General features: G+C 49.5%; 13 protein-coding genes. 6 read left to right on the top strand and 7 right to left on the bottom strand.

Annotated elements, in window-relative coordinates:
* Window positions 1-27: 27 nt before the first annotated feature.
* The gene (locus NYR52_RS07675) at window positions 28-1,398 is read left to right on the top strand and encodes an MATE family efflux transporter (RefSeq protein ID WP_259436627.1); all 1,371 of its coding nucleotides are present in this window, start codon (window positions 28-30) and stop codon (window positions 1,396-1,398) included.
* Window positions 1,399-1,482: 84 nt separating this feature from the next.
* On the opposite strand, the gene NYR52_RS07670 is transcribed toward NYR52_RS07675, so the two are convergent.
* Window positions 1,483-2,001 carry a PCYCGC motif-containing (lipo)protein gene (locus NYR52_RS07670; RefSeq protein ID WP_259436626.1) on the bottom strand — a complete coding sequence of 173 codons (519 nt, stop codon included), beginning with the start codon at window positions 1,999-2,001 and terminating at the stop codon, window positions 1,483-1,485.
* Between the two features lie 316 nt (window positions 2,002-2,317).
* Here NYR52_RS07670 and NYR52_RS07665 point away from each other — a divergent pair, with 316 nt between their 5' ends.
* The 4 genes from NYR52_RS07665 (at window position 2,318) to NYR52_RS07650 (ending at window position 6,264) form a co-directional block, all read left to right on the top strand.
* The gene (locus NYR52_RS07665; RefSeq protein WP_259436740.1) at window positions 2,318-3,001 is read left to right on the top strand and encodes a response regulator transcription factor; all 684 of its coding nucleotides are present in this window, start codon (window positions 2,318-2,320) and stop codon (window positions 2,999-3,001) included.
* Entirely contained in the window at window positions 2,998-4,380 is a 1,383-nt protein-coding gene (locus tag NYR52_RS07660) for a sensor histidine kinase (RefSeq protein ID WP_259436625.1), read from the top strand. Before NYR52_RS07665 ends, NYR52_RS07660 begins: the two co-directional genes overlap by 4 nt.
* Before the next feature lie 72 nt (window positions 4,381-4,452).
* On the top strand, window positions 4,453-5,556 hold the full coding sequence (locus tag NYR52_RS07655; RefSeq protein WP_259436624.1) for an ABC transporter permease: 1,104 nt from the start codon (window positions 4,453-4,455) through the stop codon (window positions 5,554-5,556).
* Window positions 5,557-6,264, top strand: coding sequence for an ABC transporter ATP-binding protein (locus NYR52_RS07650; protein WP_259436623.1), 708 nt, complete (start codon window positions 5,557-5,559; stop codon window positions 6,262-6,264).
* Between the two features lie 85 nt (window positions 6,265-6,349).
* Here NYR52_RS07650 and NYR52_RS07645 read toward each other — a convergent pair whose 3' ends face one another.
* Complete coding sequence (locus tag NYR52_RS07645; RefSeq protein ID WP_259436739.1) at window positions 6,350-6,940, bottom strand: HXXEE domain-containing protein; 591 nt, start codon at window positions 6,938-6,940, stop codon at window positions 6,350-6,352.
* A gap of 113 nt (window positions 6,941-7,053) precedes the next feature.
* Between NYR52_RS07645 and NYR52_RS07640 the strand changes: the two genes are divergently transcribed.
* Window positions 7,054-7,407 carry a hypothetical protein gene (locus NYR52_RS07640; protein WP_102992311.1) on the top strand — a complete coding sequence of 118 codons (354 nt, stop codon included), beginning with the start codon at window positions 7,054-7,056 and terminating at the stop codon, window positions 7,405-7,407.
* A 37-nt stretch (window positions 7,408-7,444) separates the two neighbouring features.
* On the opposite strand, the gene NYR52_RS07635 is transcribed toward NYR52_RS07640, so the two are convergent.
* The 5 genes from NYR52_RS07635 to NYR52_RS07615 all read right to left on the bottom strand — a co-directional run bounded on the left by NYR52_RS07635 (window position 7,445) and on the right by NYR52_RS07615 (window position 12,210).
* On the bottom strand, window positions 7,445-8,815 hold the full coding sequence (locus NYR52_RS07635; RefSeq protein ID WP_132220234.1) for a tetratricopeptide repeat protein: 1,371 nt from the start codon (window positions 8,813-8,815) through the stop codon (window positions 7,445-7,447).
* Window positions 8,816-8,929: 114 nt separating this feature from the next.
* Window positions 8,930-9,316 carry an aspartate 1-decarboxylase gene (gene panD, locus NYR52_RS07630; RefSeq protein ID WP_022738146.1) on the bottom strand — a complete coding sequence of 129 codons (387 nt, stop codon included), beginning with the start codon at window positions 9,314-9,316 and terminating at the stop codon, window positions 8,930-8,932.
* Window positions 9,301-10,176 carry a pantoate--beta-alanine ligase gene (gene panC / locus NYR52_RS07625; protein ID WP_259436622.1) on the bottom strand — a complete coding sequence of 292 codons (876 nt, stop codon included), beginning with the start codon at window positions 10,174-10,176 and terminating at the stop codon, window positions 9,301-9,303. The genes panD and panC overlap by 16 nt, the downstream gene beginning before the upstream one ends.
* Entirely contained in the window at window positions 10,173-11,039 is an 867-nt protein-coding gene (gene panB, locus NYR52_RS07620; RefSeq protein WP_259436621.1) for a 3-methyl-2-oxobutanoate hydroxymethyltransferase, read from the bottom strand. The genes panC and panB overlap by 4 nt, the downstream gene beginning before the upstream one ends.
* 337 nt (window positions 11,040-11,376) lie before the next feature.
* The gene (locus tag NYR52_RS07615) at window positions 11,377-12,210 is read right to left on the bottom strand and encodes a hypothetical protein (protein WP_259436620.1); all 834 of its coding nucleotides are present in this window, start codon (window positions 12,208-12,210) and stop codon (window positions 11,377-11,379) included.
* Between the last annotated feature and the right edge of the window lie 227 nt (window positions 12,211-12,437).

The following is a 12,437-nucleotide window of genomic DNA, read 5'->3' as shown; positions in this document are numbered from 1 at the left end:
TGAATTCAATATAAGAGGAAGAGAACAATGAATCAAACACATTCTGTAAAACAAAAAACACACCAGTTTCTGATTATTTTATTACCTATTCTCGTGACCCAATTGACTCTGTTTTCAATGAACTTTTTCGATACGGTGATGTCAGGCCACGCCAGCGCCCGTGACTTAGCCGGGGTGGCGATCGGTTCTAGCATTTGGTCTCCCGTCTTCACTGGGTTGAACGGGATTTTGCTATCGTTGTCCCCGATTGTCTCCCAATTAGTCGGGGCCAAGCAGAACAACGAAGTGCCATTTAAAGTGATTCAAGGCATTTACTTGGCGGTGGCCATAGCATCCGCGGTCATCCTGTGCGGGACTTTTCTCCTTGATCCCATCCTGAACGGAATGAGCCTTGAAACACAGGTACGGCAGATCGCCCACGACTATTTAATCGCGCTGGCATTTGGCATTGTGCCACTATTTATCTATACCGTCTTGCGTTGTTTTATGGATGCGTTGGGTCAAACACGGGTCAGCATGTTCATCATCCTGCTGTCCTTGCCGATCAATGTCGGGTTGAATTATCTGCTGATCTTTGGCAAATGGGGCTTTCCCCGGTTGGGTGGGGTCGGAGCAGGTTATGCTACGGCGATTACGTATTGGTGCATCATGTTTATCAGCTTCGCAGTGATCGCTCGAGTCAAACCCTTTTCCGACTATCGCGTGTTCTCTCGATGGTTCCGACTGTCTTTGTCCGCATGGAAGGAACAATTGAAGATTGGCGTCCCCATCGGGTTTGCGATCTTCTTCGAAACCAGCATTTTCGCCGCCGTCACGCTACTGATGAGCGGCTATGACACAGCGACGATCGCCGCCCACCAAGCAGCGTTGAACTTCGCTTCGTTCCTCTACATGGTGCCCATGAGCATCTCCATGGCCTTGACCATCGCCGTCGGCTTTGAAGTAGGGGCAAAAAGGAGCAAAGACGCACGCCAATACAGCTTCCTGGGCGTCGGGATCGCCCTCATGATGTCCGTTGTTTGCGCCATCGCGCTGATTCTCTTCAATGAGCAGGTGGCCGGATTTTATACCACCGACCCTACCGTATTGGAACTGACCAAACAATTTTTAATCTATGCCATCTTCTTCCAACTGTCGGACGCCATCGCCACCCCCATTCAAGGGGCATTGCGCGGGTATAAGGACGTCAACTCCGCATTTTTGGTAGCCCTCATCTCTTACTGGGTCTTGGGGTTGCCGATCGGTTATCTGTTGGCAAACTATCAGGCATTTGGCGCGTTCGGTTACTGGATTGGCTTGATCTCCGGCTTGGCCTTCGGCGCGATCTTCCTGATGGGCCGCCTGCTACGAATCCAGCGCCGTCACTCGGCACCGACTCCTACCGGACAGGTGCGATAACCAAACCGGAATACAGCCGTCTGTTATATTCATCAAAAAACAGCACTCCCCACCACTCGTCTACACACTGGGGAGTGCTGTTTATTATGAAGGCATAGGTGTCGGTGTCGGAGCCGCATAGCCATCCTTGTACTTGCTGTCGATGATTTGCCGAATCTCTTTCAACGATTTTCCTTCTTGCTTCAACATGGCCGACTCCGCCGCAATATCCAGGCAAGTGCCGCATTTGGTACCGTGCGAATCCCATACGATCTGGCCGTTCGGTTTCATCTCGTGGATGAAGCAATCCAAATTGCTCTTATGCCCAACACTCTCTCCGCAACCGCAATAGCAGGGCATTGATTTCAACACATCAGCGTTCGCCGCGGCAATTTGGTAAATCTGCCCTACCTTGGGGTCTAATCCTTTTACAAATGAAGGCAACACAGAACCTCCCGCCGTCAATTCACGAACATCGCCTGCTACATGCTGTTGCCCGCCATGGTTGGCATGGCTCGTGGTATCGTGTGATTGCGTTCCCTCCTGAGCGCCGCAACCGGTCAAACCACCAACGATCATCAACGCTCCCAGCGTAATTACCCATTTTTTCTGTTTCACATGCATACCCCTTCACTTCGAATGCAAAAAAATCACATGAAAAATGATAACACACAATGCAACCAAGGTGAGTCTAGCTTTTTATCCAGGAGCTCTTCGCCGCGCGTGAAGCAAATGAGAAAATGATTTTGGAGCTGCTCGGAACCTTTTGCCGACATGTTACAGCCGCAGAAGAGGGCAGGTGATCTGCATGCAGGCGCTTTTCACTTGCCTGATCGGATATGATACCCTATCTTTATTAGGGCTTGCTTTCTTCCTTAAGACTTCGCGATTGCATATCAAACCAACTTTGGAAGCTTTTGTTTGCTTGACTTGGAGGTTTTTGCTCATGTTACATATGTTGATTGCCGATGATGACGAAAACATCAGAGAACTGGTACGCTTTCATTTTCAGAAAGAGGGATTTACGGTGTTTGAAGCGGCCGATGGGGAGGAGGCGATGCGAATTCTGGAAGAGGAGCAAATTCATTTGGCTGTGGTGGACATTATGATGCCGCGCAAAGACGGCTATGCGCTGTGCCAAGACATCCGCGATTTTTATGACATCCCCGTTATCATGCTGACGGCCAAGGATCAGCTACTTGACAAAGAAAAAGGGTTTCAGTCTGGAACCGATGATTATCTGGTCAAACCGTTTGAACCAAAAGAATTGCTGTTTCGGGCCAAAGCATTGTTGCGGCGCTACCGCATGGTCAATGCAGATTGCATCCAACTCGGGCAGACCGTGATTGACCGCAAAAGCTATGAAGTGCGGTGCCGCGGGCAGACGATTATCCTCCCTTTGAAGGAGTTTGCGTTGTTGTCCCAATTAGCCAGCTATCCCCATCGCGTTTTCACGCGGGAAGAGTTGATTCATTTGCTCTGGGGGCCAGACTTCGAAGGGGACATGCGCACGGTTGATGTACATGTGAAAAGGTTAAGGGAACGATTTAAACATAAAACGAATGATTTCACGATCAAAACCGTGCGAGGAATCGGATACAAATTGGAGGCCGACACACAGTGAAAACACTATACATGAGGTTTGTGGCCACGACCATTTTTATTATGTTACTGAGCGGATTGATCTCTTTTTTATTGAGCAATCTTTATTATCAAATCAAATTAAAACCGTACAATAACGAAAAAATCACCCGCATGGCCAAAAATGTCACTTCGTTTTACCAAGCAAACTCCGAAGTCGACTTGAACCAGTATCTGGACAGCGTAGCCAATCTGGGTTACCAAATCGCTTTAACAGACGAACGCAAAAAACTGATGACATTCGGAAGACCATTCAACAGCACGACCTTGAAGCCGGCCGCCATTGACCACGTCTTGCGCGGACAAACATACCACGGCATCGCCCAATACCCCAAACAAATATTTGTAACCGGGTTTTTCGATGACGAATTGAGCAACACCATCGGCGTTCCCATTGATATCAAAGGAAAGCGCCACGCTCTTTTCATTCGACCCGACATTGAATATTTGTTCGGGGAGATGCGGGTATTTTTCACCGTGTTGGTCGCACTCACCATTGGCTTGAGTGTGGCTTTTGTGTTTGCTGGTACGCATTACATCGTCAAACCGATCAGAATCCTGACTCGCGCCACGAAAATCGTCGCCCAAGGCAAATACAACCTTTCGTTAAATGTGGATCACGAAGATGAAATCGGACAGTTGGCAAGGCATTTTACGCACATGGCCCATAGCTTGCAACGCCTTGACGAAATGCGGCAGGAGTTTGTTTCCAACGTGTCCCACGAAATCCAAAGCCCTCTGGCATCGATCCAAGGATTTTCCAAAACATTGCAGTCAGAAGAGATTCCCCCTGCGCAACAAAAACATTATTTGTCTATCATCGAAAAGGAAAGCCATCGCTTGTCTTTGTTGAGCAAACAGTTGCTGACGTTGGCCTCCTTGGATAAAGAAGCCGGGACACTGGAAAAGACAACCTTTGATTTGGCCGACCAGATCAAACAAGTGCTCTTCATGATGGAGTGGCAATGGCGAAAAAAAGACTTGGCCATTGAGATGGAGTTACCGGAAACCTTCATTCAAGCCGATCCCAAATTGTTGCATCAAGTGTGGATCAATTTGCTCACCAACAGTATCAAGTTCACTGAACGCGGTGGAACCATCACGATCAAGATCGACAAAACACGAAAAAAAGAAATTGCCGTAATGGTTCAAGACACAGGGATTGGCATCCCGGAGCAGGATCTCCCGCGTATTTTCGACCGGTTTTACAAAGTAGACAAAGCCCGGGAACGGAATGATCATGGTAGTGGACTGGGACTAGCCATTGTCTATAAAATCATCGAAGCGCACCAAGGAAGCATCGACGTGGCAAGTCAAGAAAACAAAGGGACGACCTTCACCATTCGCCTGCCCCAGATGTAACTTTCCATTCATTTGCCGTTCATATTTGCTTTCTATAATGGGGCCAGAACCACAGAAAAGGAGTGAATAAACTTGTTTCTGGCCCTAAGAGAGCTAAAGTTTGCCAAGTTGCGCTATATCCTGATCGGGTTTGTCATGATTCTCATTTCCTGGCTGGTCTTTATCATCTCCGGCTTGGCCAATGGATTGTCCGCTGACAATGCCGCCGCGTTACTAAACATGAAGGCGGATCATTTCGTGATCCAGCCCGACTCCGAAAACAAACTAAACCGATCGCAGATTCCTGAGTATAAATGGACGGAAATCAAACAAATAACAGACGGAACAGGAGCAACCCCGCTAGGGCAAAAAATGCTGTCCGTCACCAAGGTGGGTACCAAAAACAAAATGGATGTCACCCTTTTCGCTATCGACGCGAACCAATTTTTAGCCCCTGTCATTACCGAAGGAAGCCACTTCAACAATACGGCCAAAAACCAAGTGGTGGTGGATGCATCCCTTAAGCAAGAAGGAATTGGGTTGGGAGATTGGCTCCAAGATTCCGAAACAAATCAAAAATGGAAAGTGGTTGGATTTACGGAGGGGCACACCTTCAGCCATACACCAGTAGTGTTTATAAATTTGAAAGATTGGGACGACCTAATCCGCGCTAATCCACAACGGAAACAAAGGTATTACAGCGCAATTGCATTACAAATGACTCCCTCTCAAGCTGACGAGCTGAAACGGGAAGTGAGGGAGATCGATGTGATAACCAAAGAGGACGCGTTGCAGAATATTCCCGGATATAAAGAAGAACAAGGATCACTCACCATGATGATTGTCTTTCTTTTTGTGATCGCTTCATTTGTACAAGCCGTGTTTTTCTATGTAATCACTCTGCAAAAAACCAATCAATTCGGCGTATTAAAAGCGCTTGGCGCCAACACATCCGATCTGGCGCGCAGCTTGATAGGGCAAGTGATTTTGCTTACCGTCACAGCGATCTTAATCAGTGTCGGATTCTCATACGGAGTAGAATCGATCCTGCCGGAAAGCGTGCCTTTTAAATTGGACGTAGAAACATTTCTTCTCTTTTCCGGATTGCTGTTGGTTGTGTCTGTATTAGGGACCTTATTATCTTTGCGCCGAATCGCCAATGTGGATGCGATGGAAGCGATCGGGAGGGCAGAATAAATGAAAACAAAACTGGCATTTGAAGATGTAAGCAAATGGTATGGCACAGGAAACAATGCCGTTCATGCGTTAGATCATGTCTCTTTTCATGTAAATGAAGGCGAATTTGTCGCTATCGTCGGCCCATCTGGTTCAGGAAAAAGCACCCTGTTGTCGATCGCCGGGGCGTTGCTGTCCCCATCCGCAGGTCGCCTCATCCTTGACGGCCAAGATATTACTAACCTTTCCGCCAAGGAAATGACCAAGATCCGGTTGGACAAAATCGGTTTTGTCTTTCAAACATCCAACCTCGTTCCTTTCTTGACGGTGCGCGATCAGTTGTTGTTAGTCGCTGAGATTGCCAAAAAACGCGGCACAGAGGCAGCACAAAGAGCTGATGAATTGTTGGCGCACTTGGGACTCGCCCATCGGCGCAACCATTATCCCGAGCAACTGTCGGGCGGTGAACGACAAAGGGTAGCTATCGCGCGTGCGTGGATGAACAGCCCGGAACTGATCCTGGCCGACGAGCCCACAGCCAGCCTTGACTCCAAGCGGGGCAGACAGGTGGTGGAGATGTTAGCGGATGAGGTTAAATCCAGGAGAAAAGCGGCGATCATGGTTACACATGATGAACGAGTGCTAGATCTGTGTGATCGGGTTTTGACAATCAAAGACGGCAAGCTAATTGCAACCGCCTCCCAACCGCTACAACACAACCACCACTAAACCTGCCTGTAACATAAAACGATTTCCCTGATACGGGAAATCGGGTGGTTCTGTCATGCAAACGACACCGCTAAGAGGCGACCGATCAGCAGGAACGAGATGAATTCCTCCGTTTGATGGTGGGCACTTGTTTGCCGATGAAAAAAAGGAGCGGGATAGATAAGGCAATCCCTGCCACGGTAAACGGTGCAAAGATCAGAAAGGTCTTACCTGTAATCCATTGATCATGGAAAGCAAGATACAACAGCAATGAATTGATCGGCAAATTGCAGGCCACTGCCGTCCAGACCCCAGGGCAAGGCCGGCGCAGGGCAATGGTTGCCGCCACGTGGGGGAGAAACACATTTAAGAGCATGGCCAATATATATCCGCAATTCAGATAAGACCACACACTTTCCGGTCCGTTTGACCAGCTTAGATAGGTGAATCCATAAGCAAGAACGGTCAAAACCAAAACGGCAAACCGGAATTCTCGCTTCCCCACTTTGGCATGCCACTTACCCGCTGTTTGCGACCATGCAGGCAACCAAATCGCTTCTTCCAGATTATGCAACGTGACAACAATGGGAAACAACCATTGAAAATATAGAAAAGACAGTTCAAACACGGGTGCATCTCTCCTTATGCCAGAACTGCGCAGTCCAGTGATCCCCTCTTCGGTCGCCGAACCGGTCATTGTCACCTTCGATCATACTCCTTCATCCAGCTGAGTACAAGGTCAAAATGCAGCTGTAAGGACTAACCCGTCTATCTTTCACATATACTGTGGTCGATGGGGAGGTGGAACCGTTGCAGGAAAAGAAACATCCATCATGGAGGCAAATCACCATCGGCACGTTGGCTGGCATCAATCTGATGATGCTTGCACTAATCGCCGGGAAGGAAAGCATCGCCATTGAAGAATCCGTCCCTTCACTAGCTAAAACCCCCGAACACACTGCGGAGCGGGTCGAGTACGGGATGGAATGGGTCAAAACGACTACGGTTCCAGCATATGATCCACCCGCTATGTCAAAAGGCGCGGGTCATTGGGTCGTGGAACAGTACCGCGAAATGGAATACCATTATGATATGAACGGCCGTCTGCTGTTTAAACGGCCCACCAACCAATCCTCCTATATGCGTTATTTCAAACCGCAATAACAAAGCCACTTCATCCGGCGATGAAGTGGCTTTTTCTTTATGTGACAATCTCACTCCAGCACGTGCGAGTGCTGTCAGGGCATCCTTTCATCAAGTGGCACACTCCTTCAAAGAAAAGCGGATCTTTCCAACCCTTGGCCAGCTGGCGCGCTTCTTTAAAATGGTGCATCGCTTCATCCACGCGTTTCTGCTCCAGCTGGATACGCCCCCGCTGATAATGGCCCAACGCCCTTAAAGCGGGAAGATCTTGCTGGATCAATCGTTCCGCCAACCGATTGGCCTCAAGGTAATTCCCCTGATGCGAAGAAAGATGTGAACGCATGGCTAACCACATCGGCTGCTCGCTCTGTTCCAAGGGCAACCGCGACAGCGTCCGTTCTGCTTTGGCGACCTGGCCGCTAGCCATTTCCATCCACACATAGGCAAATAACAACGATTGATTGTCCCGAAACAAAGTTAGCCCTTTTTTGAGCCACAAGATCGCTTCTTCGGTTCGCCCCAACGCCCACAAATTCCAAGCCACGCCGTGATAAGCACCTGCATGCTTTGGGTCCAATCCAAGCAAGCGCTGATACCAAGCCAAAGCTTGTTCATGCTCTCCCATCTCTTCATAATCATGTGCGATTGATTCCAAAATGCGGGGATGATTGGTTTTTTCATATGAAGCCAGCCGCCAAAAAGAGACACTGCTCCATTCTTGACAGTGCCGATAGCAATGGGATAGATAATACATTGCTTCCCAATCGTCTTCATTGATGGACAAAGCGTGATAAAAATACGGAACCGCTTCATGATACTCTCCCAATCGATAATGGCACGCTCCCAGATTAAACCACGCATCCGCATGGTCGGGCAAGAGCGATGTAACCTTGGAAAACTGTTTGATCGCTTTGCGGTCATCCCCCCGCTTAACGGCAATACAACCCAGCATTTGATGGGCGAACCCCACGAAAGAATCATGTGCTTCCGTACTGGCTACGATTTGAAAATGGCGTTCGGCTTCATGCCATTGCCCTTCGTGAAAAAGGCTCAAACCCAGATAAATTCGCCCGAGCAGAAAGTCGGGCTCCTGCTCGACCACTTGTTGAAACAGCTGATTGGCTTCCTTAAACATCGTCAGCCCATAGTAACCTTGCCCCTGCCGAAATGAACGCACCGCCGATTCGTGCAGCCACACCTCTTCTTCGATCTCTTCATCTCCACCGTCTAAATCCGGATACTTCTCCATCAATTTGGTCACTTGTTCCATGATTGCAGCCCAAGACTCCAGCATCTGATCACATGATTTTTTAATTTCACGAAATCGGTTGCGCCATTTGCTTTTTTCTGCAACCGGACTTTTGGGATACTGCGTCTCTATTTCATCTAACGCCTGTTCGACCAATTGTAGCCATTGCTGATGATACATCCCGCTTCCCCCTCGTTATTCCGACATTGCATGTGGTAAGTATGCCCAAATGAGTGGAAAGCCATGTACAACAACAACGCCCCCCCATATGCACATGGAAGGGCAAAAAGCGTGTCACACCAGCACGGTGCCGTGTACTTCTTCTCCCAGCATTTCTACAATATTATTTTCTTCATCCAGTACGGCGACAACCGGTTTATGCGACCGGGCCGCCTGCTCTTCCATCAGCGCATAGGACATGATAATAACGCGGTCACCCGGTTGCACCAAACGAGCAGCGGCTCCGTTCAAGCAAATGACTTTGCTCCCCCGTTCACCGGGAATCACATACGTTTCAAGCCGGGCACCATTGTTGTTGTTGACGATTTGCACTTTTTCATTCGGCAAGATGTCCACTTTGTCCAAAATGTCTTGATCAATGGTGATGCTACCCACATAGTTCAAATTGGCTTCCGTTACCGTCGCGCGGTGGATTTTGGCCTTCATCATTGTTCGGAACATGACTTTTCCCCTCTCCCATCAAGCAGTACGTTATCGATTAGACGCGTTTTCCCGAAGCGCACAGCAACAGCGACGATCAAACGTTGCTCCTTCCATGCGGCGCCGGGCTTTTCCAGCCGCGGATAGGTTAACACTTCCGCATAGTCGATATCGGCCAACGGCGCAGTCTGAATCCGATCTCGCACAAACTGAGCCAACTCGTCGGCGCTAGTGAATTGCTCTTGCGTCCATTTCTGCTCTACTTCCCGCAAAGTCCGGTTAATGACAAGCGCCTGCTTCCTTTCCTCAGGAGACAAATAAACATTGCGGGAACTGAGCGCCAGCCCATCTGGTTCACGCACCGTCGAACATGGGACAATCGTCACTGGGAAATGCAGATCATGCACCATCTGCTCAATCACCGCCACTTGTTGGGCGTCTTTCATGCCAAAATAGGCACGATCCGGGGCCACGATATGAAACAACTTGGTCACAACCGTGGCCACGCCCGCAAAATGACCTGGCCGGGAAGCGCCGCACAAGCGTTCCGTCACTTTCTCCACATGCACCTGGGTCAATGGTTCTGTGGGATACATCTCACTGACAGAAGGGTGAAACAAAAAGTCCACACCGGCCGCCTCGGCAAGCGCTTGATCCCGCTTTAAATCACGCGGGTAGCGATCCAAGTCCTCACCGGGACCGAATTGCAATGGATTTACGAAAATGGACATCACCACGGTGTCACATTCTTGTTTGGCCCGTTCGACCAAGCTCAGATGCCCCTGATGAAGATAACCCATCGTCGGCACAAAGCCAATGATCCCTTGACGATGCGATTTCAACGCCGTTCTCAATTCATGAATGGTTTCTATCGTTTTCATGCGGTTGCTCCTTCTTTCGCTCCATACAATTGCTCCGCTGTTTCGCCAGCCAAGTGCGTCACATGCTCCTCTTGCGGGAACTGGCGATTTTTCACTTCTTGTACATACTCTGCAATCCCCTCAGTCATTATGCGGCCCGCTTGGCGATACACTTTGACAAATGAGGGATGCCACTCACTGCCGAGCGCAAGCACATCATGAAATACCAACACTTGCCCATCGCAATGACGTCCAGCGCCAATGCCAATCGTCGGCACCCGCAACTTCTCACTGATCAGGCGCGCCAACTCTTCGGGGACGCACTCCAGCACCAATGCGCAAATGCCGGCTTGTTCCAGAAGTTGCGCTTCTTCGATCAACCGCTCAGCTGCCGCCAACTCTTTGCCTTGGATGACGTAACCGCCCAATTGATTAACTGACTGCGGAGTCAAACCAAGGTGCCCCACCACAGGGATGCCGGCTTGGGTCAAAGCACGGACATTCTCTATAATCTCCCGACCACCTTCCAGCTTCACTCCGTAGGCTCCGCCCTCTTGCATGAGACGCGCTGCAGCTTTCAACACTTCATCACGCGACAGGTGGGCTACCATAAATGGCAAATCGGCAATCACCATCGCCCTGTTGACACCGCGAGAAACCGCTTTCGTATGGTGCAACATGTCTTCCAGCGTTACCGGGATGGTGGAATCATAGCCCAACACAACCATGCCCAGCGAATCGCCAACCAAAATCATGTCCGCTCCAGCCGCCTCAGCCATCTTCGCCGCTGGATAATCATAAGCTGTGATCATGGCAATCGGTTCATTTGCTTGTTTCATCTTGATTAATGTTCGGGTTGTCACACGTTTTTTAGCTGTGCTCACAAGGAACCCTCCTTTTTCATAGGGCCCTTGGGTCAGAGAAAATAGAAAGCGCCGCTATCAGCCACACAAAGGGACTAAAAGGGCGCCATGCATCCTTGACCGCTTGCTCTGTCTCCGTCCCAAAGGCTCGAAGCAGAAAATGGCTTCTTTGCTTAGTTTGTTCAAATCACACAGGTTACACAGTGCAGCTCCAATTTTTGTGGATGCCGCCTTTTCCCCAGCTATAGGTTAACCAAAATCAAAACACAATGCAATAAATTTCTTTACGATTCATTTCAATGAAGGATGTCCTTCTACAGCAAACCAAGATCACCACAACCATTACCAAATTTCATCTTCATTCCACCAACAGCCAACCAACCTTGCCTCCGCAACGCATGGGGTACGTCCCCGGGTGGATCGGGGTAAATTGGACGGTAGCCTTGCCGTCTGCCAACGGGGTTGAAATCTGGAATTCGTCGATTTGGAGCCCTTGTCCACAATCCGCCTCTGACTTTGACACCACCTGCAATCGCAACGGAATGCCCGCTTTCGCTTGGATCATGCCTGACCATCCGGACTCATCAACAAGGGCTTGTGCCACCTGCATCCCAGTAAGCTGCTCAGCTTGCACCGCTTTAGGATGGTGGGAGTGATGTGACGGCGCGTCAGCCAATATAAACAAACCGACTTGTTGCCACCCTAGTGCAGCCACCATGAGCAGGGTTCCACCCCACATCACCCAATCCCCTACTCCCAAACCCGGTAACACTTCAGCCTCCTCCCTGATTAGCTGAACAAGCAATTGCGTGACACATAAAAACAAAACGGCCATTAACACGATTGTCAGATCTGGCGCTTCTCTCAGCACCATCACACCCAACATGGCCCCCATCATCCCGCCCATAATCCCAGCCACAATCCCATCCACTGCGGCTAACAAACCACTGGGCTTGCCCAACCAATACCCCAGCAACAAGCTGAACAGTATGGCCCATTCCGTCGGCAAAAATAGGTTGCCCCCGAATAAGATTCCCAAAATGGTTCCCGATAGCAGTCCCGCCATCGTCGCGCCAGCCATGGCTACCATCATACCGGTGTGCTTAGACAAGCAAAACCGGTAACGACGTACAAAAATAAGCAGGCGGATGCAACCTACCCCCAACACCATTCCCCCTAAGGCCACTCCCATGCCAAAATCCCCTCCGCCAAGGCAATTCGATTCGCAAATTTCTGCTAATTTACACCAAGAAGGCCCCTTCAATATCACCACAACCATTTTACCATATGCAGCACGTGGCACGCATAGTAGCATCACCGCAATCTGTCGTACTCAAACCGCTCATTTTCGTAATTTGTTACAAATTGTTGCACAAAAATTCCGCAGCCACTTTGCGTAAAACCAGCGCATTTCCCACC

The sequence above is a fragment of the Laceyella sacchari genome, from assembly GCF_024927925.1.
Lineage (GTDB): Bacteria > Bacillota > Bacilli > Thermoactinomycetales > Thermoactinomycetaceae > Laceyella > Laceyella sacchari.
Note: the sequence above shows the minus strand (reverse complement) of the source record. Positions and strands in the feature narration are given on the sequence as shown.